The sequence below is a fragment of the Citrobacter sp. RHBSTW-00944 genome, assembly GCF_013615435.1.
Taxonomy (GTDB): domain Bacteria; phylum Pseudomonadota; class Gammaproteobacteria; order Enterobacterales; family Enterobacteriaceae; genus Citrobacter; species Citrobacter braakii.
In genome coordinates, this window is the sequence record NZ_CP055418.1 from 232,136 (window position 1) to 256,118 (window position 23,983).

The window sequence follows — 23,983 nt, forward strand, 5'->3', positions numbered from 1 at the left end:
AAAGCATCTGCTTACGTATAAACTTATTCTGATTTTCAGGAACAATTTAAATGTCTATCACTAAAGATCAAATCATTGAAGCAGTATCCGCTATGTCCGTAATGGACGTTGTAGAACTGATTTCTGCAATGGAAGAAAAATTCGGTGTTTCTGCTGCTGCTGCTGTAGCTGTAGCTGCTGGCCCGGCTGAAGCTGCTGAAGAAAAAACTGAATTCGACGTAATTCTGAAAGCTGCTGGCGCTAACAAAGTTGCTGTTATCAAAGCAGTACGTGGCGCAACTGGCCTGGGTCTGAAAGAAGCTAAAGACCTGGTAGAATCTGCACCGGCTGCGCTGAAAGAAGGCGTGAGCAAAGACGACGCAGAAGCACTGAAAAAATCTCTGGAAGAAGCTGGCGCTGAAGTTGAAGTTAAATAAGCCAACTTTTCTGGTTGCAGCCTAAGAAATTAGGCTGATGGCTGGTGACTTTTTAGTCACCAGCCTTTTTGCGCTGTAAGGCGCCAGTAGCATTTCACACTGTTTGACTACTGCTGTGCCTTTCAATGCTTGTTTCTATCGACGTCTTAATATACTGCGACAGAACGTCAGTTCTGTGTAAATCGCAATGAAATGGTTTAAGCGTGATAGCAACAGGCATTGCGGAAAGTATTCGATTTTCCGGTCAACAAAATAGTGTTGCACAAACTGTCCCTTCGTCGGACAGATGGGTCGACTTGTCAGCGAGCTGAGGAACCCTAATGGTTTACTCCTATACCGAGAAAAAACGTATTCGTAAGGATTTTGGTAAACGTCCGCAAGTGTTGGACATACCTTATCTCCTTTCTATCCAGCTTGACTCGTTTCAGAAGTTCATCGAGCAAGATCCTGAAGGGCAGTATGGTCTGGAAGCAGCTTTCCGTTCCGTTTTCCCGATTCAGAGCTACAGCGGTAATTCCGAGCTGCAATACGTCAGCTACCGCCTTGGCGAACCGGTGTTTGACGTTCAGGAATGTCAGATCCGTGGCGTGACCTATTCCGCACCGCTGCGCGTAAAACTGCGCCTGGTGATCTACGAGCGCGAAGCGCCGGAAGGCACCGTAAAAGACATTAAAGAACAAGAAGTCTACATGGGCGAAATTCCGCTCATGACAGACAACGGTACCTTTGTTATCAACGGTACTGAGCGTGTTATCGTTTCTCAGCTGCACCGTAGTCCTGGCGTCTTCTTTGACTCCGACAAAGGTAAAACCCACTCTTCGGGTAAAGTGCTGTATAACGCGCGAATCATCCCTTACCGTGGTTCCTGGCTGGACTTCGAATTCGATCCGAAGGACAACCTGTTCGTACGTATTGACCGTCGCCGTAAACTGCCTGCGACCATTATTCTGCGTGCACTGAACTACACCACTGAGCAGATCCTTGACCTGTTCTTTGAGAAAGTTGTTTTCGAAATTCGTGACAACAAGCTGCAGATGGAACTGGTGCCGGAACGCCTGCGTGGTGAAACCGCCTCCTTTGACATCGAAGCTAACGGCAAAGTCTACGTCGAAAAAGGCCGTCGTATCACTGCGCGCCACATTCGCCAGCTGGAAAAAGACGATATCAAACATATCGAAGTTCCGGTTGAATACATTGCTGGTAAAGTTGCGGCTAAAGACTACGTTGACGAATCTACTGGCGAGCTGATCTGCGCAGCTAACATGGAGCTGAGTCTGGATCTGCTGGCTAAGCTGAGCCAGTCTGGCCACAAGCGTATCGAAACGCTGTTCACCAACGATCTGGACCACGGTCCGTACATTTCTGAAACTGTACGTGTTGACCCAACCAACGATCGTCTGAGCGCGCTGGTAGAAATCTACCGCATGATGCGCCCTGGTGAGCCGCCGACGCGTGAAGCTGCTGAAAGCCTGTTCGAGAACCTGTTCTTCTCCGAAGACCGCTATGACCTGTCTGCGGTTGGTCGTATGAAGTTCAACCGTTCTCTGCTGCGCGACGAAATCGAAGGTTCTGGTATCCTGAGCAAAGACGACATCATCGAAGTGATGAAGAAGCTCATCGATATCCGTAACGGTAAAGGCGAAGTCGATGATATCGACCACCTCGGTAACCGTCGTATCCGTTCCGTAGGCGAAATGGCGGAAAACCAGTTCCGCGTTGGCCTGGTACGTGTTGAGCGTGCGGTGAAAGAGCGTCTGTCTCTGGGCGATCTGGATACCCTGATGCCTCAGGATATGATCAACGCTAAGCCGATTTCTGCAGCAGTGAAAGAGTTCTTTGGTTCCAGCCAGCTGTCTCAGTTTATGGACCAGAACAACCCGCTGTCTGAGATTACGCACAAACGTCGTATCTCTGCACTCGGCCCAGGCGGTTTGACCCGTGAACGCGCAGGCTTCGAAGTTCGAGACGTACACCCGACTCACTACGGTCGCGTATGTCCAATCGAAACGCCTGAAGGTCCGAACATCGGTCTGATTAACTCCTTGTCCGTGTACGCACAGACTAACGAATACGGCTTCCTCGAGACTCCGTACCGTAAAGTGACCGACGGTGTTGTAACTGACGAAATTCATTACCTGTCTGCTATCGAAGAAGGCAACTACGTTATCGCTCAGGCGAACTCCAACCTGGATGACGAAGGCCACTTTGTAGAAGATCTGGTTACCTGCCGTAGCAAAGGCGAATCCAGCTTGTTCAGCCGTGACCAGGTTGACTACATGGACGTATCCACCCAGCAGGTGGTATCCGTCGGTGCGTCCCTGATCCCGTTCCTGGAACACGATGACGCCAACCGTGCATTGATGGGTGCGAACATGCAACGTCAGGCGGTTCCGACTCTGCGTGCTGATAAGCCGCTGGTTGGTACCGGTATGGAACGTGCTGTTGCCGTCGACTCCGGTGTTACCGCAGTTGCTAAACGTGGCGGTACCGTCCAGTACGTGGATGCTTCCCGTATCGTTATCAAAGTTAACGAAGACGAGATGTACCCGGGCGAAGCAGGTATCGACATTTATAACCTGACCAAATACACCCGTTCTAACCAGAACACCTGTATCAACCAGATGCCTTGCGTATCTCTGGGCGAACCGGTTGAACGTGGTGATGTGCTGGCAGACGGTCCGTCCACCGACCTCGGTGAACTGGCGCTCGGTCAGAACATGCGCGTGGCATTCATGCCATGGAATGGTTACAACTTCGAAGACTCCATCCTCGTATCTGAGCGTGTTGTCCAGGAAGACCGTTTCACCACCATCCACATTCAGGAACTGGCATGTGTGTCCCGTGACACCAAGCTGGGGCCGGAAGAGATCACCGCTGACATCCCGAACGTGGGTGAAGCTGCGCTCTCCAAACTGGATGAATCCGGTATCGTTTATATCGGCGCGGAAGTAACCGGTGGCGATATTCTGGTTGGTAAGGTAACGCCGAAAGGTGAAACCCAGCTGACGCCAGAAGAGAAGCTGCTGCGTGCGATCTTCGGTGAGAAAGCGTCTGACGTTAAAGACTCTTCTCTGCGCGTGCCAAACGGTGTTTCCGGTACGATTATCGACGTTCAGGTCTTTACTCGCGATGGCGTAGAAAAAGACAAACGTGCGCTGGAAATCGAAGAGATGCAGCTGAAGCAGGCGAAAAAAGACCTGTCTGAAGAACTGCAAATCCTCGAAGCTGGCCTGTTCAGCCGTATCTACGCTGTGCTGGTTTCCGGTGGTGTTGAAGCTGAGAAGCTCGACAAACTGCCGCGCGATCGCTGGTTAGAACTCGGCCTGACCGACGAAGAGAAACAAAATCAGCTGGAACAACTGGCTGAGCAGTACGACGAACTGAAACACGAGTTCGAGAAAAAACTCGAAGCGAAACGCCGTAAAATCACTCAGGGCGACGATCTGGCACCGGGCGTGCTGAAGATTGTTAAGGTTTATCTGGCGGTTAAACGTCGGATCCAGCCTGGTGATAAGATGGCAGGTCGTCACGGTAACAAGGGTGTAATCTCTAAGATCAACCCGATCGAAGATATGCCACACGATGCTAACGGTACGCCGGTAGATATCGTGCTGAACCCGCTGGGCGTACCATCGCGTATGAACATCGGTCAGATCCTTGAAACCCACCTGGGTATGGCTGCGAAAGGTATTGGCGATAAGATCAACGCCATGCTGAAACAGCAGCAGGAAGTCGCGAAACTGCGCGAATTCATCCAGCGTGCTTACGATCTGGGTTCAGATGTTCGTCAGAAAGTTGACCTGAATACCTTCAGCGATGAAGAAGTTCTGCGTCTGGCTGAAAACCTGAAAAAAGGTATGCCGATCGCAACGCCGGTGTTCGACGGTGCGAAAGAGTCTGAAATCAAGGAACTGTTACAGCTGGGTGGCCTGCCGACTTCCGGTCAGATCACACTGTTCGACGGTCGTACCGGTGAGCAGTTCGAGCGCCAGGTTACCGTTGGCTACATGTACATGCTGAAACTGAACCACCTGGTTGATGACAAGATGCATGCGCGTTCTACCGGTTCTTACAGCCTGGTTACTCAGCAGCCGCTGGGTGGTAAGGCTCAGTTCGGTGGTCAGCGCTTCGGGGAGATGGAAGTGTGGGCGCTTGAAGCATACGGCGCGGCATACACCCTGCAGGAAATGCTCACCGTTAAGTCTGATGACGTGAACGGTCGTACTAAGATGTATAAAAACATCGTGGACGGCAACCATCAGATGGAACCAGGCATGCCGGAATCCTTCAACGTACTGTTGAAAGAGATTCGTTCGCTGGGTATCAACATCGAGCTGGAAGACGAGTAACTCTCGATCAAACAGGTCACTGGTGCTGGCGTAACAGCCAGCGCCAGATTGTGCTAACTCCGACGGGAGCAAATCCGTGAAAGATTTATTAAAGTTTCTGAAAGCGCAGACTAAAACCGAAGAGTTTGATGCGATCAAAATTGCTCTGGCCTCGCCAGACATGATCCGTTCATGGTCTTTCGGTGAAGTTAAGAAGCCGGAAACCATCAACTACCGTACGTTCAAACCTGAACGTGACGGCCTTTTCTGCGCCCGTATCTTTGGGCCGGTAAAAGACTATGAGTGCCTGTGCGGTAAGTACAAGCGCCTGAAACACCGCGGTGTGATCTGTGAGAAGTGCGGCGTTGAAGTGACCCAGACTAAAGTACGCCGTGAGCGTATGGGCCACATCGAGCTGGCGTCTCCGACTGCTCACATCTGGTTCCTGAAATCTCTGCCGTCCCGTATCGGTCTGCTGCTCGATATGCCGCTGCGCGATATCGAACGCGTACTGTACTTCGAATCTTATGTGGTTATCGAAGGCGGTATGACTAACCTGGAACGTCAACAGATCCTGACTGAAGAGCAGTATCTGGACGCGCTGGAAGAGTTCGGTGACGAATTCGACGCGAAGATGGGTGCGGAAGCAATCCAGGCCCTGCTGAAGAGCATGGATCTGGAGCAAGAGTGCGAAACTCTGCGCGAAGAGCTGAACGAAACCAACTCCGAAACCAAGCGTAAGAAGCTGACCAAACGTATCAAACTGCTGGAAGCATTCGTACAGTCTGGCAACAAGCCAGAGTGGATGATCCTGACCGTTCTGCCGGTTCTGCCGCCAGATCTGCGTCCGCTGGTTCCGCTGGATGGTGGTCGTTTCGCAACATCAGATCTGAACGATCTGTACCGTCGCGTGATCAACCGTAACAACCGTTTGAAACGTCTGCTGGATCTGGCTGCGCCGGACATCATCGTACGTAACGAAAAACGTATGCTGCAGGAAGCGGTTGACGCCCTGCTGGATAACGGTCGTCGTGGTCGTGCGATCACCGGTTCTAACAAACGTCCTCTGAAATCTTTGGCCGATATGATCAAAGGTAAACAGGGTCGTTTCCGTCAGAACCTGCTCGGTAAGCGTGTTGACTACTCCGGTCGTTCTGTAATCACCGTAGGTCCATACCTGCGTCTGCATCAGTGCGGTCTGCCGAAGAAAATGGCACTGGAACTGTTCAAACCGTTCATTTACGGCAAGCTGGAACTGCGTGGCCTGGCCACCACCATCAAAGCCGCTAAGAAAATGGTTGAGCGTGAAGAAGCTGTCGTTTGGGATATCCTGGACGAAGTTATCCGCGAACACCCGGTACTGCTGAACCGTGCACCAACCCTGCACCGTCTGGGTATCCAGGCATTTGAACCGGTACTGATCGAAGGTAAAGCTATCCAGCTGCACCCGCTGGTTTGTGCGGCATATAACGCCGACTTCGATGGTGACCAGATGGCTGTTCACGTACCGCTGACGCTGGAAGCCCAGCTCGAAGCGCGTGCGCTGATGATGTCTACCAACAACATCCTGTCTCCGGCGAACGGCGAACCTATCATCGTTCCGTCTCAGGACGTTGTATTGGGTCTGTACTACATGACCCGTGACTGTGTTAACGCCAAAGGCGAAGGCATGGTGCTGACTGGCCCGAAAGAAGCTGAGCGTATCTATCGCGCAGGTCTGGCCTCTCTGCATGCGCGCGTTAAAGTGCGTATCACTGAATACGAAAAAGATGAAAACGGCGAATTCGTTGCGCACACCAGCCTGAAAGACACGACCGTTGGTCGCGCCATTCTGTGGATGATCGTACCGAAAGGTCTGCCTTTCTCCATCGTCAACCAGGCGCTGGGCAAGAAAGCAATCTCCAAAATGCTGAACACCTGTTACCGCATTCTGGGCCTGAAGCCGACCGTTATCTTCGCTGACCAGACAATGTACACCGGCTTTGCTTATGCAGCGCGTTCAGGTGCATCTGTTGGTATTGATGACATGGTCATCCCAGAGAAGAAACACGAGATCATCTCTGAAGCGGAAGCTGAAGTTGCTGAGATCCAGGAGCAGTTCCAGTCTGGTCTGGTAACCGCGGGCGAACGCTATAACAAAGTTATCGATATCTGGGCTGCGGCGAACGATCGTGTATCCAAAGCGATGATGGATAACCTGCAAACCGAAACCGTGATTAACCGTGACGGCGTAGAAGAGCAGCAGGTTTCCTTCAACAGCATCTACATGATGGCCGACTCCGGTGCGCGTGGTTCTGCAGCACAGATTCGTCAGCTGGCTGGTATGCGTGGTCTGATGGCTAAGCCAGATGGCTCCATCATCGAAACGCCAATCACCGCGAACTTCCGTGAAGGTCTGAACGTACTCCAGTACTTCATCTCTACTCACGGTGCTCGTAAAGGTCTGGCGGATACCGCACTGAAAACAGCGAACTCCGGTTATCTGACTCGTCGTCTGGTTGACGTTGCGCAGGACTTGGTTGTTACTGAAGACGATTGCGGCACGCTGGAAGGCATCACCATGACCCCGGTTATCGAGGGTGGTGACGTTAAAGAACCGCTGCGCGATCGCGTTCTGGGTCGTGTGACTGCTGAAGACGTTCTGAAGCCGGGTACGGCGGATATTCTGGTTCCACGCAACACGCTGCTGCACGAACAGTGGTGTGACCTGCTGGAAGAGAACTCCGTTGACTCCGTCAAAGTCCGTTCCGTTGTATCCTGTGACACCGACTTTGGTGTATGTGCGCACTGCTACGGTCGTGACCTGGCGCGTGGCCACATCATCAATAAAGGTGAAGCAATCGGCGTTATCGCGGCACAGTCCATCGGTGAACCGGGTACACAGCTGACGATGCGTACGTTCCACATCGGTGGTGCGGCATCTCGTGCGGCTGCTGAATCCAGCATCCAGGTGAAAAATAAAGGTAGCATCCGTCTGAGCAATGCGAAGTCGGTTGTTAACTCCAGCGGTAAACTGGTTATCACCTCACGTAACACCGAACTGAAACTGATCGACGAATTCGGCCGTACCAAAGAAAGCTATAAAGTGCCTTACGGCTCCGTTATGGCGAAAGGTGATGGCGAACAGGTTGCTGGCGGCGAAACCGTAGCGAACTGGGATCCGCACACCATGCCGGTTATCACCGAAGTGAGTGGTTTCGTCCGCTTCACTGACATGATCGACGGCCAGACCATTACTCGTCAGACCGACGAGCTGACCGGTCTGTCTTCTCTGGTGGTTCTGGATTCTGCAGAACGTACTGCGGGTGGTAAAGACCTGCGTCCGGCACTGAAAATTGTTGATGCTCAGGGCAACGACGTTCTGATCCCAGGCACTGATATGCCTGCTCAGTACTTCCTGCCGGGTAAAGCGATTGTTCAGCTGGAAGATGGCGTACAGATCAGTTCTGGTGACACCCTGGCGCGTGTTCCGCAGGAATCCGGCGGTACCAAGGATATCACCGGTGGTCTGCCGCGCGTTGCGGACCTGTTCGAAGCACGTCGTCCGAAAGAGCCGGCAATCCTGGCTGAAATCAGCGGCATCATTTCCTTCGGTAAAGAAACCAAAGGTAAACGTCGTCTGGTTATCACCCCGGTAGACGGTAGCGAGCCGTACGAAGAGATGATTCCGAAATGGCGTCAGCTCAACGTGTTCGAAGGTGAACGTGTAGAACGTGGTGACGTTGTTTCCGACGGTCCGGAAGCGCCGCACGACATCCTGCGTCTGCGTGGTGTGCATGCTGTAACTCGTTATATCGTTAACGAAGTTCAGGACGTATACCGTCTGCAGGGCGTTAAGATTAACGATAAGCACATCGAAGTTATCGTTCGTCAGATGCTGCGTAAAGCCACCATCGAAAGCGCTGGTAGCTCCGACTTCCTGGAAGGCGAGCAGGTTGAATACTCCCGCGTCAAGATTGCTAATCGCGATCTGGAAGCGAACGGCAAAGTGGGTGCAACATTCTCCCGCGATCTGCTGGGTATCACCAAAGCGTCTCTGGCGACCGAGTCCTTCATCTCTGCAGCATCGTTCCAGGAAACCACGCGTGTCCTGACCGAAGCCGCTGTTGCAGGTAAACGTGATGAACTGCGCGGTCTGAAAGAGAACGTTATCGTGGGTCGTCTGATCCCGGCGGGTACCGGTTATGCGTACCATCAGGATCGTATGCGCCGCCGCGCAGCGGGCGAACTGCCAGCTGCTCCGCAGGTGACTGCTGAAGATGCGTCTGCCAGCCTGGCAGAACTGCTGAACGCAGGCTTGGGCGGTTCTGACAACGATTAATCGTTGCTGACGCTAATAAAAAACCCGCTTCGGCGGGTTTTTTTATGTCGATGGATTTAAGATGTATTATGTTGGTCGGATAAGGCATCAGCTGCCATCCGGCATGATGACGCCAGGCTTATGAGGCCTACGGCTTACGTCAGCCGATCAGTTTACTGGTGGTAAGCGTCGATACAGTTCAATCATGTCGCCTGCCAGATCCTGAATCACCATGGCATTCATCAGGTGGTCCTGGGAATGGACTGTGATGAGATTAACCGGTAGTTTGCCGGTACCTTCGTCAATTCCGATCAGTTGGGTCTGGATTTTATGCGCTTGTTTAACATACTCGCGTGATTCTATCATCGCGTGTTCTGCCCCGGCGAAATCACCTTTACGCGCCAGTTGCAACGCCGTCAGGGCTTGACTGCGCGCAGCTCCGGCGTTTACCAATAATTCCATGATGATCGTTTCTAACTCTTCCATGCCATCACTCCAGTAGTTTCAGCGCTTTGTCCAGTACCGCATCGCCTTTCATCATGCCGTAATCCATCATATCGATAACGGCGACTTTTTTTCCTAGCGGGTCGGCGAGCGCCTGCAGCTTGGCCTGTTCATACTTAACCTGTGGGCCGAGCAATACGATATCCGCAGTGGCGATATTCTCTTCAAACTCAGCCACCGGGACCGCTTTGATAGTGACGTCGACTCCTTTTTTCTGGGCGGCATCTTTCATCTTTTGCACCAGCATGCTGGTGGACATTCCGGCGGCACAGCATAAAACGATGTTTTTCATAAGCAGTCTCGATCAACATGTGTGGGTTGATAATTATCGCGAGCCAGCCGCAGCAACAACTGCTTTGCAACGATTGTGTGCAAGGCATCACAAAGAAAGTCACTTTTTCTGAAACCGGTTACAAAAAGAGGCTCAACACTACGATCTGGCCCTGATTTGGCGATTGTTGACCCATTTATCATATGCAGGAATATATAATCACTGTTAATAAAGACATGTTATAAAAAACAGTATTGACAGCGTTTTTTAAACCCGTATGTTAATACTTAACAGCGGAGAAATTGTAGTTTGCTGTTAAGGTAGTAAGTGTTAGTAGAGCTTGATTGGGGGTTGCGATAAAGGCCACGAAGTATTTTTGTATGGGATAGTCGATACTGAAAACGCTATTTATTCACCTCGACAATGCTTTCAGGCCACGTAGTTGATATATCTAATCGCAAATAGTTAGTAAAACGCGACGATGTAACGCCATGATTTAATAGTAAATGTTTGCGGTTTCTGTTTTCTGGTTATCGCAAGGGAAATAAGGCAACGCATCAAAGAGTATATGTCGCGAGGGGAAGTGTACTTGTTTAGGTCACCAGCCTTGAGTTCTATTATCAAGCGGGTGGAATGTGTTTAACGGTAAATAGAGGACGTTTTTAGTTAGTATCAATATCCAATATTATCTGTAGTAAACGTGTACATTTTAAAGTAGTACCATCAGCAGTACTAAATCGTTAAGTTTATTAATGTTAAATTTGAAGTGTGTAGTAACTTAAAGCCCTGACTGCAATGGTCAGGGCTTTTGTTCATTTTAGATCAAGTTGTTACCTGAAATGCTCAACCGCGATGGTGTAACATTTCGGCGCTAATCGATTATTAAATAAATTAATGCTTGCTTATTGATTAGAAGTAAGTCTACTATAGCGACATCGGTTTGATACACAGACCTTATGAAAGCAGTTTTAGTAAAGCAGTTCTCAGTTCAAGCGTTATCCTCAGATACTCTTCTTCATGAGCCTCCTCCCTAAGTGCCCCATAAGTTAATTTCTGCAAAACAGGCCATCTTCGCTGCTTAAGCGGCTCAAAAATATGAAAGGAAGTATCTATGTCTAACAAAATGACTGGTTTAGTAAAATGGTTTAACTCTGAGAAAGGCTTCGGCTTTATCACTCCTCAGGACGGTAGCAAGGACGTGTTTGTGCATTTCTCTGCTATCCAGAGCAACGATTTTAAAACATTAGACGAAGGTCAAAAAGTGGAGTTCTCTGTGGAGAATGGCGCTAAAGGCCCGTCTGCTGTTAACGTTGTCGCGCTGTAATCGCCGATAATTTCACTAATGCTTACGATAGCGATGAAGGCCAGAGCCTGAGCAGTTAAGTGACAGTGAAGAAAAAACCCGCGAAAGCGGGTTTTTTCGTTTTATGCGATTGCTCCGGACTTACGGCATCTGCGAAGCGCGTCCCAGATAGCTGTCCCAGTCCTTCCACACGGGCTGTAACCCCTGCGCCATTAGTGCTTCAGCAACGGCTTCTGGGCGACGGGCGTCGTGTGGGGAGAACTGTTCCAGTTCAGGATGGTTATCGGCATAACCGCCTGGCTGTGTTTTTGAGAAGGCGCTGACGTTGTTGATCGCCAGCGGGATCACATGATCGCGGAACCATGGCGATTCGCGGGTGGAGAGCGACAGCTCAATTTCTGGCGCCAGTAAACGAAACGCGCAAATGGTTTGGACCAACTGTCGCTCGTCCATGATCGATGCGGGTTCAACGCCACCGGTGCATGGGCGCAGGCGAGGGAAGGAGATGGAGTAGCGGCTCTGCCAGTAATGCTGCTGCATCCACAGCAGATGTTCAGCCACCATATAGCAATCGACCCGCCAGCTGTCGGACAAACCAATCAACGCGCCAAGACCGATTTTGTCGATCCCTGCGCGGCCCAGCCTGTCCGGCGTTTCCAGTCGCCAGAAGAAATCCTGCTTTTTCCCCTTCAGATGGTGGCGAGCGTAAATCGCCTCATGATAGCTCTCCTGATACACCATCACGCCATCCAGTCCCAGCGTCTTCAGCTCCGCATATTCAGCCTCTGACAGCGGCTGAACTTCCATCTGCAACGAGGCAAACTGGCGGCGAATGGTGGGCAAATGGCGACGAAAGTAATCCATTCCGACTTTTGCCTGATGTTCACCGGTGACCAACAACAGATGCTCAAAACCCAGCTCACGGATAGCGGTACACTCTCGTTTTATCTCATCTTCGTCCAGCGTTTTGCGTTTGATACGGTTGCTCATGGAAAAGCCGCAGTAGGTGCAGTCGTTGGCGCAAAGATTTGAGAGATACAGCGGAACATAAAAGCTGACCGTGTTGCCGAAGCGCTGGCGGGTCAGGCGCTGCGCTCGCTGTGCCAACGGCTCCAGAAAGTCGGCGGCGGCAGGGGAGAGCAACGCCATCAGATCGTCGCGACTAAGCTGTGAAGCGTTGAGGGCGTGCTCCACGTCAGCGGCGGTTTTACCGTTGATACGCAGGCGGATGTCATCCCAGTCAAGCTGGCGCCAGCGGTCGCTGAACGTTTTCATACGAAGGCCTCCAGGAATCCGGTTAACGGGCTGGTGGCGCTTGCCTGCGAACTTTTGCTTCCTGGTACCGCCTGGCGCGCCAGAAGGCCCGCTTCAACCGCCAGACGGAAGGCGGTAGCCATTGTGACCGGGCAGTCGGCCACGGCGATTGCCGTGTTGACCAGCACTGCGTCGGCACCCATTTCCAGCGCCTGTGTGGCGTGGCTGGGGACGCCGATACCCGCATCAACCACCACCGGTACGGTTGCCTGCTGGATAATAATCTCCAGCATCGCTTTCGTTTCCAGTCCCTGATTAGAACCGATGGGCGCACCGAGCGGCATTACCGCCGCGCAGCCGACCTCTTCCAGCCGCTTACACAGCACCGGATCCGCGCCGCAGTAGGGCAGCACCACAAAGCCCAGTTTCACCAATGCTTCCGCGGCTTTTAACGTTTCAATCGGATCCGGCAATAGCCAGCGGGCGTCCGGGTGGATTTCTAATTTTAGCCAGTTTGTGCCCAGCGCTTCACGTGCCAGTTGGGCGGCGAAAATAGCCTCTTCCGCGGTTTTCGCCCCGGAGGTGTTAGGTAGTAGCGTCACCCCCGCGTCGATAAGTGGGGCCAGAATGGCATCGTTGTGCTGGCGCAAATCCACGCGCTTCATCGCCAGCGTCACCAGTTGGCTGCCGGAGGCGCGGATCGCCTCGACCATCAGCTGCGACGAAGCAAATTTTCCGGTGCCGGTGAACAGATGTGAATCAAACGTTTTGTCGGCAATACGTAACATATCAACCCCCTGCAATAACCTGAAAAAGCAGGATCTGGTCGCCTTCCTGCACGATTTGCTGCTCCCACTGCTCGCGCGGCAGGATCTGCTGATTAAGCGCCAGCGCCGCTCCCGGTTTAAGTTGATTTAGCGCAGTGAGCAGCCCGCTGACGGTTTGTCCCTCGGCGCACTGCATTGGCTCATCATTGAACTGAATCTGCATGTTGTCCTCCGCAGACCGGGCAGCCGCTGGCACGACGTAGCGCGAGGCTGCGCCACTGGCTGGTTTTACCGTCGAACAGGCGTAGCTCCCCACTGGGAGTTTCAATGCCGCTGAGTAATTTAATCGCCTCCAGCGCCTGCAAGGTGCCCATCACGCCCACAACCGGGCCGACGATGCCGGCGGTGCGGCAGTTGCGTTCCGGCTCTACATCATCCGGCCACAGGCAACGGTAACAGCCTTGTTCCCACGGTGGCGTCAGTACCATTAGCTGGCCGCCAAAGCCCACAGCGCTGGCGGTGATGAGCGGAGTGTTGAGCATCACGCAGGCGGCGTTAATTTCCTGGCGCGTCGCCATGTTGTCGGTACAGTCGAGCACCACGTCGGCACGCGCTACCGCATGCCGGAGCGCCTCACCGGTCAGCCGCTGCTCAAGGGCGACCAGCTCGCTGTCCGGATTAAGGCGTGCCAGATGTCGCTTTGCCGCCTGTGCTTTCGGCCGGGCGATATCATCGGTGGTGAACAATATTTGCCGCTGCAGGTTGCTCAGATGAACGTCATCATCGTCCGCCAACGTCAGCGTGCCGACGCCCGCTCCCGCCAGATACAGTGCCGCAGGCGAGCCGAGCCCACCTAAGCCGACGATCAGCACATGGCTATCGAGCAGCTTTTGTTGGCCCTCAATGGCAATGTCGCCGAGCAGGATCTGGCGGCTGTAGCGCATAAAATCGCGGTCATTCATCGCCGGCTCCCGCAATGTCCAGTAGCTGCGCCGTGGCTGCCTGCCAGTCTGCGGCGTGGGTTATGGCGCTGACCACGGCAATGCTGCCAACGCCGGTCGCCAGCACCGCTGGGGCGCGCTCAAGGCTGATGCCGCCGATAGCGACAGTGGGGTAATCCGCCAGTCGTTTACTATGGCTTGCCAACTGCGTGAGACCCTGCGGGGCCGACGGCATCTGCTTGGTTTGCGTCGGGAAGACATGACCCAGCGCGATATAAGAAGGCTTAGCAGCCAGCGCTACGTCTATCTCCATATCATCGTGAGTGGAAACACCCAGGCGTAGCCCCGCCGCCTGAATCGCCTTCAGGTCGGTGGTTTCGAGGTCTTCCTGGCCCAGATGCACGCCGTACGCGTTGTGCTTAATTGCCAGACTCCAGTAGTCGTTGATAAACAGGCGAGCATCATAGCGATGCCCCAACTCTATGGCGGCAATGACGTCGGCTTCGACCTCTTCATCACGTTTATCTTTAATGCGCAGTTGGATCGTGCGCACACCTGCCTGCAGCAAGCGTTCAATCCATTCAACGCTGTCTACCACCGGGTAAAGCCCGAGGCGGAACGGCACGGTCGGGAAATCAGGCTGGTACATCACGCCTCCTCTTTTTTGAGGTAGATTTCGCCGCCTTTGGCGCGGAAGTTCTCCGACATATCCGCCATTCCGATTTCAATGGTTTGTGCGGCGGCGTAGTCGCGGACCTCCTGGCTGATTTTCATCGAGCAGAACTTCGGCCCGCACATGGAGCAGAAGTGGGCAACCTTGCCGGACTCCTGTGGCAGGGTTTCATCGTGATAGGCGCGGGCGGTGAATGGGTCGAGTGCGAGGTTAAACTGGTCTTCCCAGCGGAATTCGAAGCGCGCTTTCGACATGGCGTTATCGCGGATCTGCGCTCCCGGATGGCCTTTGGCTAAATCAGCGGCATGGGCGGCAATCTTGTAGGTAATCAGCCCTTGCTTCACGTCTTCTTTGTTCGGCAGGCCAAGGTGCTCTTTTGGCGTGACGTAGCACAGCATCGCACAGCCAAACCAGCCGATCATCGCCGCACCAATGCCGGAGGTGAAGTGGTCATAGCCCGGCGCGATATCTGTCGTCAACGGCCCTAAGGTGTAGAACGGCGCTTCATGGCAGTGCTCCAGCTCTTCGGTCATATTGCGCTGGATCATATGCATCGGCACATGACCCGGGCCTTCAATCATCACCTGCACGTCGTATTCCCAGGCGATTTTGGTCAGTTCGCCCAGCGTATGCAGCTCGGAGAACTGCGCCTCGTCGTTGGCATCCTGAATCGAGCCTGGACGCAGGCCGTCGCCGAGAGAGAGCGAAACGTCATAAGCGGCACAGATTTCGCAAATCTCGCGGAAATGTTCAAACAGGAAGTTCTCTTTGTGATGAGAAAGACACCATTTCGCCATGATCGAACCGCCGCGCGAGACAATTCCTGTCAGGCGTTTAGCGGTCATCGGCACGTAGCGCAGCAGTACGCCCGCGTGAATGGTGAAGTAGTCGACGCCCTGTTCGGCTTGTTCGAGCAGCGTGTCACGGAAGGCTTCCCAGGTGAGATCTTCAGCGATCCCGTTAACCTTCTCCAGCGCCTGGTAGATCGGTACGGTACCGATCGGCACCGGGCTGTTACGTAGGATCCACTCGCGGGTTTCGTGAATATAGCGGCCGGTGGAGAGGTCCATCACCGTATCTGCGCCCCAGCGGGTCGACCACACCAGCTTCTCCACCTCTTCTTCAATGGAGGAGGTCACCGCCGAGTTACCGATGTTGGCGTTCACCTTCACCAGGAAGTTGCGGCCGATGATCATCGGCTCGGATTCCGGGTGGTTGATGTTGGCAGGAATAATCGCGCGGCCCGCAGCGACTTCATCACGCACGAATTCCGGGGTGATGTTTTCCGGCAGGCGCGCACCAAAGTTCATTCCTGGATGCTGATGGCGCAGCACTTCACTACGAATGCGCTCGCGGCCCATGTTTTCACGGATGGCGATAAATTCCATCTCCGGGGTAACCATCCCCTGACGGGCATAGTGCAACTGGGTAACGCGCTTGCCGGCTTTGGCGCGTTTTGGCGTCAGCAGGCCGCTGAAACGCAGCTCGTCCAGGCCATCGTCGGCCAGACGTTGTTTGGTATAAGCGGAGCTACGGTCGTCTAATTCTTCGCTATCTTTACGCGCCGCAATCCATGGCTGGCGCAGTTTTGCCAGACCCTGCTGAACGTTAATCGCCACATCAGGATCGCCGTACGGCCCGGAGGTGTCGTACACCGGCACGGCTTCGTTCTCTTCAAACTGCGGGTTGTCTTTCGTACCACCAATCAGCGTAGGACTTAGCTGGATTTCGCGCATCGGGATGCGGATATCCGCCTGCGAACCGGTGATGTAGATACGTTTTGAGTTAGGAAAGGCGGTACCTTCCAGCGTGTCGATAAAGTGTTGGGCTTGGGCGCGCTGTTCGCGGCGTGATGGTTTAGTAGTGGCAGACATAGCTCATTCCAAATAAAAGTAAGGATATGGCTTGTCAGACGACGGATGAAGCAAGAGAGACGAACGCCAAAGGGCGATACGGTTGTAGATTGACTCTTGTTCCCTTCGCAGGTTTTAACCTGATCAGGTTCCGCGGATCCCGAATTAACGGTCTCAGCCTTTTCCACTCATGCTGCTGTGGAAAATAAGCACTCCGACAAGAAGTAACCTCAAAAAGAGGTAATGAATGTAAATTACGCGTTAATGTCGCAAATCTCAAGCAGGACGTTTGATCATGCCACTCTCGTGCATCGCATCAAAAACCAGCATGATCAGCTTATCTTCCAGCACGAACCGGGCTTCCAGCGCCTCGCCGATATCCGATAAGGCCTGTTGAAATTCAAGGAAGTTATCGTGATCAATGGCGGTCTCCAGACTGGAATCATAGTAGTCCATGATCAGTTGCGTATTGGCTTCCAGGAGCGGCCAAATTTTTGTGGCTTTTAAAAGCTGCCCGTTCCCTTCCAATTTATGGAGAATACGTTCATAAATACTGAAGTGTCCGGTGGAAAGGTAATCGACCAGGCTCTGGCAAAAATCATCCAGCGCCTTTTCATTGAGCCGCATGTACGATTCTTTGCCAGGCTTAATGCCAACCAGATTGTAGTAAGCCACGAGCAGGTGCTTACGTACATGTAGCCAGCGATCAACCAGTTTGTTACTTCCTCCGACGTGCTCCGTCAGGCTTTCCAGCTGGTTTAGCATGATTGACTCCGCAAGATGGTGTTTAGGAACGGCTCACCCGTAAATGTAAAAATAATGTAAACAACATGCCTGTGAAGCAAAGGTTGCGCAAGAGATATGGATCGTATAATTGAAAAATTAGATAGCGGCTGGTGGATTGTCAGTCATGAGCAAAAGTTATGGTTGCCTCATGGCGAACTGCCTTACGGCGACGCAGCAAGTTTTGATCTGACCGGGCAGCGTGCACTTCCTATAGGCGAATGGGAAGGGGAGACGGTCTGGCTGGTGCAGCAGCAGCGTCGGCACGATATGGGGTCTGTGCGCCAGGTCATTGACCAGGATGTTGGCCTGTTTCAACTGGCCGGACGCGGCGTACAACTGGCCGAGTTCTACCGCTCACATAAATTCTGCGGTTACTGCGGTCATCCCATGCACCCGAGTAAAACGGAATGGGCGATGCTGTGTAGCCACTGTCGAGAACGCTACTACCCGCAAATTGCCCCCTGCATTATCGTCGCTATTCGCCGTGACGACGCTATCCTGCTTGCCCAACATGTTCGCCATCGTAACGGCGTGCATACCGTGCTGGCGGGTTTTGTCGAAGTGGGCGAGACCCTCGAGCAGGCGGTGGCACGCGAAGTCATGGAAGAGAGCGGCATTAAGGTGAAAAACCTGCGCTACGTCACTTCTCAGCCGTGGCCGTTCCCACAGTCTTTGATGACCGCATTTATGGCGGAGTATGATAGCGGCGAAATTGTTATTGACCCGAAGGAACTGCTGGAAGCGAACTGGTATCGCTACGACGATTTACCGCTCCTGCCCCCGCCGGGCACCGTCGCGCGTCGATTGATTGAAGATACTGTCGCCCTCTGCCGGGCAGAGTATGAGTGACACACATGTTACACTGGCGTGAAATAGCTCAAGGAATGGAAAAATGACCGAACTGAAGAACGATCGTTATCTGCGTGCGCTGCTGCGCCAGCCCGTTGATGTCACTCCGGTATGGATGATGCGCCAGGCGGGCCGCTATCTACCGGAATATAAAGCCACGCGCGCCGAAGCGGGCGATTTTATGGCGCTGTGCAAAAATGCCGAGCTGGCCTGCGAAGTCACGCTGCAGCCGCTGCGTCGCTATAAGCTTGATGCGGCGATCCTCTTTTCGGATATCCTGACGATTCCTGATGCGATGGGACTTGGGCTGTATTTTGAAGCCGGAGAGGGCCCACGCTTTACCTCACCGATCGTCAGCAAGGCTGACGTCGACAAACTGCCGATCCCGGACCCGGAAGATGAGCTGGGGTATGTGATGAATGCGGTGCGCACAATCCGCCGTGAACTGAAAGGCGAAGTGCCGCTGATCGGCTTCTCCGGTAGCCCGTGGACACTGGCGACCTATATGGTCGAAGGCGGTAGTAGTAAGGCCTTCACCGTGATTAAAAAGATGATGTACGCCGATCCAAAGGCGCTGCATCTGCTGCTTGATAAGCTGGCGAAGAGCGTCACTCTGTACCTGAACGCGCAGATCAAAGCGGGCGCGCAGTCGGTAATGATTTTCGACACCTGGGGCGGTGTGCTGACCGGTCGCGACTATCAGCAGTTCTCCCTGTATTACATGCACAAAATCGTCGACGGCCTGATGCGCGAGAACGAAGGTCGTCGCGTACCGGTGACGCTGTTCACTAAAGGCGGTGGTCAGTGGCTGGAAGCGATGGCGGAAACCGGCTGTGATGCGTTAGGTCTGGACTGGACCACTGACATTGCCGATGCGCGTCGTCGTGTAGGTCATAAAGTGGCACTACAGGGCAATATGGATCCGTCCATGCTGTATGCGCCGCCAGCCCGCATCGAAGAAGAGGTGGCGACGATTCTGGCCGGTTTTGGTCAGGGTGAAGGCCATGTCTTTAACCTGGGCCACGGCATTCATCAGGATGTCCCGCCAGAGCATGCGGGTGTCTTTGTGGAGGCGGTACATCGGTTGTCTGAACAGTATCACCGCTAAGGAGTCATTATGGATCTTGCGTCATTACGCGCGCAGCAGCTTGAACTGGCCTCCTCAGTGATCCGCGAGGATCGCCTGAGGAACGATCCACCGGATCTGATCGGCGGGGCGGACGTTGGGTTCGAGCAGGGGGGCGAAGTGACGCGAGCCGCGATGGTCTTACTGAAGTACCCCTCGCTGGAACTGGTTGAATACACGGTGGCGCGAATCGCCACCACCATGCCCTACATTCCTGGCTTTCTCTCCTTTCGCGAAACACCCGCGCTGATGGCCGCCTGGCAGCAGCTTTCGCACAAGCCTGATCTGCTGTTCGTTGACGGTCACGGGATCTCTCACCCTCGCCGTCTGGGCGTGGCCAGCCATTTTGGCCTGCTGGTGGATGTCCCGACGATTGGTGTGGCGAAAAAACGGTTGTGCGGCAAGTTTGAGCCGCTCGCCGCCGAACCCGGAGCGTTAGCGCCGTTGTTGGATAAAGGCGAACAGCTGGCATGGGTTTGGCGCAGCAAAGCACGCTGTAACCCGCTGTTTATCTCTACGGGTCATCGCGTGAGCCAGGACAGCGCGTTAGCGTGGGTACAATGCTGTATGAACGGCTATCGTCTGCCGGAACCAACACGCTGGGCAGATGCGGTGGCATCCGAACGCCCTGCTTTTACGCGGCTTGCAGCAAAAACGCCCCATATCGGGTAAACTGCCGCTAATTTCCGTATTTGAGAACTCATCATGTTACAAAATCCGATTCACCTGCGTCTGGAGAAGCTGGAAAGCTGGCAGCACGTCACGTTTATGGCCTGTCTGTGCGAACGCATGTACCCCAACTACGCCATGTTCTGTAAGCAAACCGAATTTGGCGATGGACAAATTTACCGCCGAATTCTGGATTTGATTTGGGAAGCGCTGACGGTTAAAGACGCGAAAATCAATTTCGATAGCCAGTTGGAAAAATTTGAAGAGGCTATTCCTTCAGCAGACGATTACGATTTGTACGGCGTTTATCCGGCGATTGATGCCTGTGTGGCATTAAGCGAACTGATGCATTCGCGTCTTAGCGGTGAAACGCTGGAACATGCAATTGAGGTTAGTAAGGCTTCGATTACGACGGTTGCGATGCTGGAAATGACCCAGGCTGGTCGCGAAATGACCGATGAAGAGCTCAAAGAGAACCCGGCCGTTGAGCAAGAATGGGATATTCAGTGGGAAATTTTCCGACTTTTAGCCGACTGTGAAGAACGCGATATTGAGCTGATAAAAGGGCTTCGTGCAGACCTGCGCGAGGCTGGCGAGAGCAATATTGGTATAAATTTTCAGCAATGACACCATAAAACGTGATTTAACGCCTGATTTGTCGTGCCTGAAGGCTTCCCATCCGCCCCCGGTCTGGTCTACATTTGGGGGGCGAAAAAAAGTGGCTATCGGTGCGTGTATGCAGGAGAGTGCTTTTCTGGCATTTCCGTCGCACTCGATGCTTAGCAAGCGATAAACACATTGTAAGGATAACTTATGAACAAGACTCAACTGATTGATGTAATTGCAGACAAAGCAGAACTGTCTAAAACACAGGCTAAAGCTGCTCTGGAATCCACTCTGGCTGCTATTACTGAGTCTCTGAAAGAAGGCGATGCTGTACAACTGGTTGGTTTCGGTACCTTCAAAGTGAACCACCGTGCTGAGCGCACTGGCCGCAACCCGCAGACCGGTAAAGAAATCAAAATTGCCGCAGCTAACGTACCGGCATTTGTTTCTGGTAAAGCACTGAAAGACGCGGTTAAGTAATTCGCGTGGCAGTGAACAGTTTTATCGAAGGGGCGGTTTCGCCCCTTTTGTCCATCTGGCGTCATTCGCTTTGGCTTTCAGGTGTGCTGTTACTGTCTGCCTGTAGTCGCCACTCTGAGCTTCCTCCGTTCACGGCCAGCGGCTATGTTGGCGATCAGGGGGCGGTACGCATTTGGCGTAAAGATTCCAGCGACGATGTTCACTTACTCTCGGTATTTAGTCCGTGGCGTAAAGGCGATACCACTACCAGTGAATACCGCTGGCAGGGTGATTCGCTCTCGCTGATAGAACTCAACACTTACAGTAAACCACCGGAACATGTCCGTATACGCTTCGATGACCGGGGCGAACTGAGTTTCATGCAACGTGAAGTCGATGGGCAAAAGCAGCAGCTTTCCAGCGATCAAATTGCGCTTTACCGCTATCGTGCCGATCAAATCCGCCAGACCAGCGATGCGTTGCGTCAGGGACGGGTGATATTGCGTCAGGGACGCTGGCATGCGAATAACACAGTCACGACCTGTGAAGGTGAAACACTGAAGCCCGATCTGGAATCGTGGGCGATAAACCACATTGAGCGCCGCCAGAGCCATTCATCTGTAGAAGTGAGTGTGGCATGGCTGGAAGCGCCCGAAGGGTCGCAGCTACTGCTGGTTGCTAATGAAGATTTTTGTCACTGGCAGCCTACTGCCAAAACCTTCTGAAAACCTGATGCCAGGACATCGGGCCAGATAAGGTGAGGCCGCCATCCGGCAAAAAACGTTTACCAGTGGCCCATTCCCATATGGCCGCCGCGATGGTTACCGCCACCGCCGCACCCGCCGTAGCCCATTCCCGCTCCGCGAGGTACGCCTGCCTGGGCCATTGCGACATCGCGTTTAACGCGCTGCTCATCCAGTGACTGATTCAACGCCTCCATCTCTTTTGCCACGGCATTAATTTTTGCAGTGTCCGGCGAGCTGGCTGTTAGCAACGCGTTGTACTCATAACGTTTAGAGGTCAGCTGTTGGCGCAAGGCGTTGGTCTGCGAGTAGTAATCATCATATATTTTCTGCGCGGTAGCCTGCTGCTCAGTGGTCATTGGCGTACCGCCTCGTTGCTGCATTCCATCACCATATCCCCAGTGATTTTGCGCCAGCGCCGGGGTAGAGCCCAACGCGATAAGAGAGAGCGCAATCAGCGCCAGTTTGTTGTTCCGTTTCATGGGTCGTTCTCCTGTTGGTTAGATTACATTTCCTATTGCATCTTCCGTGCCAAAGCGGCAATCCCGCTCCCGCGGGCGTTGTACTCGTGGTCTTTACAGGGCGACGAGTAAAAATGACTCGCCAGAACGCGCCGGCGGGTCATTTTTACCCGCTACTTTCAGCGGTTTGTGTCTGAGGGCAGGGTTATCATTGAGAAAAAATGGCATGATTTCTGCTGTATACCTGCAACGATGAAAGGAACAGGTGGGATAAAGGGAGAGCGTATGCGTCTTTATAAGGACACGGCGGCCAAGTGGTTGAGCCGACTCTTGCTGGCGGCAATCCTGATTTTGGTCGGTTGGTTTTCGATTATGACCATTCGGGACTATGGGCGGGAAAGCGGCGCCGCGCGGCAAACGCTACTGGAAAAAGGCAGCGTGCTCATCCGCGCTCTGGAGTCTGGTACGCGCGTAGGTATGGGGATGCGCATGCATCATGCTCAACAGCAGACGCTGCTGGAGGAAATGGCCGTACAACCAGGCGTGCTATGGTTTGCCGTCGTTGACGATCATGGCGTCATTATTACTCACAGCAATTCCGCGATGGTCGGTAAAACGCTCTATTCACCGGATGTCCTGCGACAACTAAGCCCCGGGGAACAAGAAAGCTGGCGGAATATTGACATGCCTACGGGGGACGGTGAAAAAACACCGGTCCTGGAAATTTATCGTCAGTTTCAGCCGATGTATGGTCCAGGACGTCATGGCATGGCGCGCTGCGCCAGCAATGACGGACAGCTTATCCCCCCCGCACAAACCATATTTATCGCTTTTGATGCCAGCGATCTGGCTGCGACTCAGGCAAGAGAGTGGCGTAACACCCTGATCGTCCTGTCTGCGCTGGCGGCCGTGCTGCTGGCCACTGTGCTGACGTTCTTCTGGTATCAACGCTATCAGCGCTCGTACAAAGAACTGCAGGATGCGATGAAGCGTAAAGAAAAACTGATGGCGCTCGGACATCTGGCGGCCGGGGTCGCGCATGAGATTCGAAACCCGCTTTCATCGATCAAGGGTTTAGCGAAGTATTTTGCTGAACGAACTCCGGCTGGTGGTGAGTCGCATGAGCTGGCGCAGGTGATGGCGAAAGAGGCGGACCGTTTAAATCGGGTGGTGAGCGAGCTGCTGGAGCTGGTGAAACCTGCGCATCTGACGCTGCAACAGGTGGATCTCAATGAGGTCATCACCCACTCATTAAACCTGGTGAGTCAGGATGCGGCAAGCCGGGAAATCCAGCTACGTTTTTCGGCCAGTTCCACGCTGCCCGCTATTCAGGCCGATCCCGACCGACTGACTCAGGTTCTGTTGAATCTGTATCTGAACGCCATTCATGCGATTGGTCGTCAGGGCACGATTACGGTTGAAGCGAGTGAAAGCAGCGGCGATCGCGTTAAAATCGTGGTTATTGATAGCGGGAAAGGGATTGCCGCGGAACAGCTGGAGGCCATTTTTACGCCTTACTTCACGACTAAAGCGGATGGAACCGGCCTTGGGCTGGCGGTAGTGCAGAACATAATTGAACAGCACGGTGGTACCATTCATGTGGCAAGCGTTGAGGGCAAAGGCGCAACCTTTACCCTCTGGCTGCCGACCAACGCGAAACAACAGGATTAACAA

General features: G+C 53.4%; 21 protein-coding genes and 1 riboswitch. Of the genes, 11 read left to right on the plus strand and 10 right to left on the minus strand.

The window, feature by feature from the left end:
* The first annotated feature begins 50 nt into the window (after positions 1 to 50).
* The 3 genes from rplL to rpoC all read left to right on the plus strand — a co-directional run bounded on the left by rplL (position 51) and on the right by rpoC (position 9,065).
* Complete coding sequence (gene rplL, locus HV334_RS01150) at positions 51 to 416, plus strand: 50S ribosomal protein L7/L12 (RefSeq protein WP_000028882.1); 366 nt, start codon at positions 51 to 53, stop codon at positions 414 to 416.
* A gap of 320 nt (positions 417 to 736) precedes the next feature.
* The gene (gene rpoB, locus HV334_RS01155) at positions 737 to 4,765 is read left to right on the plus strand and encodes a DNA-directed RNA polymerase subunit beta (protein WP_003033111.1); all 4,029 of its coding nucleotides are present in this window, start codon (positions 737 to 739) and stop codon (positions 4,763 to 4,765) included.
* Positions 4,766 to 4,841: 76 nt separating this feature from the next.
* Positions 4,842 to 9,065, plus strand: coding sequence for a DNA-directed RNA polymerase subunit beta' (gene rpoC, locus HV334_RS01160; RefSeq protein WP_016155301.1), 4,224 nt, complete (start codon positions 4,842 to 4,844; stop codon positions 9,063 to 9,065).
* Positions 9,066 to 9,212: 147 nt separating this feature from the next.
* On the opposite strand, the gene HV334_RS01165 is transcribed toward rpoC, so the two are convergent.
* Both HV334_RS01165 and HV334_RS01170 read right to left on the minus strand, forming a co-directional pair.
* Positions 9,213 to 9,530, minus strand: a complete 318-nt coding sequence (locus tag HV334_RS01165) for a PTS lactose/cellobiose transporter subunit IIA (RefSeq protein WP_047415986.1) — start codon at positions 9,528 to 9,530, stop codon at positions 9,213 to 9,215.
* Positions 9,531 to 9,534: 4 nt separating this feature from the next.
* Positions 9,535 to 9,840: a PTS sugar transporter subunit IIB gene (locus HV334_RS01170; protein ID WP_016155303.1), complete on the minus strand. Its 306-nt coding sequence runs from the start codon at positions 9,838 to 9,840 to the stop codon at positions 9,535 to 9,537.
* 1,090 nt (positions 9,841 to 10,930) lie between these two features.
* Here HV334_RS01170 and HV334_RS01175 point away from each other — a divergent pair.
* Complete coding sequence (locus tag HV334_RS01175; protein WP_016155304.1) at positions 10,931 to 11,143, plus strand: RNA chaperone/antiterminator CspA; 213 nt, start codon at positions 10,931 to 10,933, stop codon at positions 11,141 to 11,143.
* Between the two features lie 120 nt (positions 11,144 to 11,263).
* Here the strand turns inward: HV334_RS01175 and thiH are convergent, their stop codons facing one another.
* The 7 genes from thiH to HV334_RS01210 form a co-directional block, all read right to left on the minus strand.
* Entirely contained in the window at positions 11,264 to 12,397 is a 1,134-nt protein-coding gene (gene thiH, locus HV334_RS01180) for a 2-iminoacetate synthase ThiH (RefSeq protein ID WP_016157943.1), read from the minus strand.
* Entirely contained in the window at positions 12,394 to 13,164 is a 771-nt protein-coding gene (gene thiG / locus HV334_RS01185; protein ID WP_047415991.1) for a thiazole synthase, read from the minus strand. Before thiG ends, thiH begins: the two co-directional genes overlap by 4 nt.
* Before the next feature lies 1 nt (position 13,165).
* Complete coding sequence (thiS, locus tag HV334_RS01190) at positions 13,166 to 13,366, minus strand: sulfur carrier protein ThiS (protein WP_016155307.1); 201 nt, start codon at positions 13,364 to 13,366, stop codon at positions 13,166 to 13,168.
* Positions 13,347 to 14,105, minus strand: a complete 759-nt coding sequence (locus HV334_RS01195; RefSeq protein WP_103284369.1) for a HesA/MoeB/ThiF family protein — start codon at positions 14,103 to 14,105, stop codon at positions 13,347 to 13,349. Before HV334_RS01195 ends, thiS begins: the two co-directional genes overlap by 20 nt.
* On the minus strand, positions 14,098 to 14,733 hold the full coding sequence (thiE, locus tag HV334_RS01200) for a thiamine phosphate synthase (RefSeq protein WP_047498837.1): 636 nt from the start codon (positions 14,731 to 14,733) through the stop codon (positions 14,098 to 14,100). Before thiE ends, HV334_RS01195 begins: the two co-directional genes overlap by 8 nt.
* Positions 14,733 to 16,631, minus strand: a complete 1,899-nt coding sequence (gene thiC / locus HV334_RS01205; RefSeq protein ID WP_181221074.1) for a phosphomethylpyrimidine synthase ThiC — start codon at positions 16,629 to 16,631, stop codon at positions 14,733 to 14,735. The genes thiE and thiC overlap by 1 nt, the downstream gene beginning before the upstream one ends.
* A gap of 83 nt (positions 16,632 to 16,714) precedes the next feature.
* Positions 16,715 to 16,837: riboswitch (TPP riboswitch) on the minus strand.
* Between the two features lie 49 nt (positions 16,838 to 16,886).
* Positions 16,887 to 17,375: an Rsd/AlgQ family anti-sigma factor gene (locus HV334_RS01210; RefSeq protein WP_016155311.1), complete on the minus strand. Its 489-nt coding sequence runs from the start codon at positions 17,373 to 17,375 to the stop codon at positions 16,887 to 16,889.
* A gap of 96 nt (positions 17,376 to 17,471) precedes the next feature.
* Between HV334_RS01210 and nudC the strand changes: the two genes are divergently transcribed.
* The 6 genes from nudC to HV334_RS01240 all read left to right on the plus strand — a co-directional run bounded on the left by nudC (position 17,472) and on the right by HV334_RS01240 (position 21,830).
* Complete coding sequence (gene nudC / locus HV334_RS01215) at positions 17,472 to 18,245, plus strand: NAD(+) diphosphatase (protein ID WP_016155312.1); 774 nt, start codon at positions 17,472 to 17,474, stop codon at positions 18,243 to 18,245.
* 43 nt (positions 18,246 to 18,288) lie between these two features.
* Positions 18,289 to 19,353, plus strand: coding sequence for a uroporphyrinogen decarboxylase (hemE, locus tag HV334_RS01220; protein ID WP_181221075.1), 1,065 nt, complete (start codon positions 18,289 to 18,291; stop codon positions 19,351 to 19,353).
* Between the two features lie 9 nt (positions 19,354 to 19,362).
* Positions 19,363 to 20,043, plus strand: coding sequence for a deoxyribonuclease V (gene nfi, locus HV334_RS01225; RefSeq protein WP_181221076.1), 681 nt, complete (start codon positions 19,363 to 19,365; stop codon positions 20,041 to 20,043).
* 33 nt (positions 20,044 to 20,076) lie between these two features.
* Positions 20,077 to 20,667: a YjaG family protein gene (locus HV334_RS01230; RefSeq protein ID WP_003842015.1), complete on the plus strand. Its 591-nt coding sequence runs from the start codon at positions 20,077 to 20,079 to the stop codon at positions 20,665 to 20,667.
* Positions 20,668 to 20,853: 186 nt separating this feature from the next.
* Complete coding sequence (hupA, locus tag HV334_RS01235; protein WP_001044509.1) at positions 20,854 to 21,126, plus strand: nucleoid-associated protein HU-alpha; 273 nt, start codon at positions 20,854 to 20,856, stop codon at positions 21,124 to 21,126.
* An 11-nt stretch (positions 21,127 to 21,137) separates the two neighbouring features.
* A complete protein-coding gene (locus HV334_RS01240; RefSeq protein WP_047359007.1) occupies positions 21,138 to 21,830 on the plus strand; it encodes a DUF1481 domain-containing protein in 693 nt (230 codons plus the stop codon).
* Between the two features lie 59 nt (positions 21,831 to 21,889).
* Here the strand turns inward: HV334_RS01240 and zraP are convergent, their stop codons facing one another.
* Complete coding sequence (gene zraP, locus HV334_RS01245) at positions 21,890 to 22,330, minus strand: zinc resistance sensor/chaperone ZraP (protein ID WP_016155316.1); 441 nt, start codon at positions 22,328 to 22,330, stop codon at positions 21,890 to 21,892.
* 264 nt (positions 22,331 to 22,594) lie between these two features.
* Between zraP and zraS the strand changes: the two genes are divergently transcribed.
* On the plus strand, positions 22,595 to 23,980 hold the full coding sequence (zraS, locus tag HV334_RS01250) for a two-component system sensor histidine kinase ZraS (protein ID WP_075849254.1): 1,386 nt from the start codon (positions 22,595 to 22,597) through the stop codon (positions 23,978 to 23,980).
* Positions 23,981 to 23,983 lie beyond the last annotated feature (3 nt).

Coding starts and splice junctions, on each gene's coding strand:
- hemE (WP_181221075.1), top strand. CDS start 18,289: ATGACCGAACTGAAGAACGATCGTTATCTGCGTGCGCTGCTGCGCCAG.
- HV334_RS01210 (WP_016155311.1), bottom strand. CDS start 17,375: ATGCTAAACCAGCTGGAAAGCCTGACGGAGCACGTCGGAGGAAGTAAC.
- HV334_RS01170 (WP_016155303.1), bottom strand. CDS start 9,840: ATGAAAAACATCGTTTTATGCTGTGCCGCCGGAATGTCCACCAGCATG.
- thiS (WP_016155307.1), bottom strand. CDS start 13,366: ATGCAGATTCAGTTCAATGATGAGCCAATGCAGTGCGCCGAGGGACAA.
- HV334_RS01230 (WP_003842015.1), top strand. CDS start 20,077: ATGTTACAAAATCCGATTCACCTGCGTCTGGAGAAGCTGGAAAGCTGG.
- HV334_RS01195 (WP_103284369.1), bottom strand. CDS start 14,105: ATGAATGACCGCGATTTTATGCGCTACAGCCGCCAGATCCTGCTCGGC.
- HV334_RS01175 (WP_016155304.1), top strand. CDS start 10,931: ATGTCTAACAAAATGACTGGTTTAGTAAAATGGTTTAACTCTGAGAAA.
- rplL (WP_000028882.1), top strand. CDS start 51: ATGTCTATCACTAAAGATCAAATCATTGAAGCAGTATCCGCTATGTCC.
- hupA (WP_001044509.1), top strand. CDS start 20,854: ATGAACAAGACTCAACTGATTGATGTAATTGCAGACAAAGCAGAACTG.
- nudC (WP_016155312.1), top strand. CDS start 17,472: ATGGATCGTATAATTGAAAAATTAGATAGCGGCTGGTGGATTGTCAGT.
- rpoB (WP_003033111.1), top strand. CDS start 737: ATGGTTTACTCCTATACCGAGAAAAAACGTATTCGTAAGGATTTTGGT.
- thiE (WP_047498837.1), bottom strand. CDS start 14,733: ATGTACCAGCCTGATTTCCCGACCGTGCCGTTCCGCCTCGGGCTTTAC.
- HV334_RS01165 (WP_047415986.1), bottom strand. CDS start 9,530: ATGGAAGAGTTAGAAACGATCATCATGGAATTATTGGTAAACGCCGGA.
- zraS (WP_075849254.1), top strand. CDS start 22,595: ATGCGTCTTTATAAGGACACGGCGGCCAAGTGGTTGAGCCGACTCTTG.
- zraP (WP_016155316.1), bottom strand. CDS start 22,330: ATGAAACGGAACAACAAACTGGCGCTGATTGCGCTCTCTCTTATCGCG.
- thiC (WP_181221074.1), bottom strand. CDS start 16,631: ATGTCTGCCACTACTAAACCATCACGCCGCGAACAGCGCGCCCAAGCC.
- thiG (WP_047415991.1), bottom strand. CDS start 13,164: ATGTTACGTATTGCCGACAAAACGTTTGATTCACATCTGTTCACCGGC.
- thiH (WP_016157943.1), bottom strand. CDS start 12,397: ATGAAAACGTTCAGCGACCGCTGGCGCCAGCTTGACTGGGATGACATC.
- nfi (WP_181221076.1), top strand. CDS start 19,363: ATGGATCTTGCGTCATTACGCGCGCAGCAGCTTGAACTGGCCTCCTCA.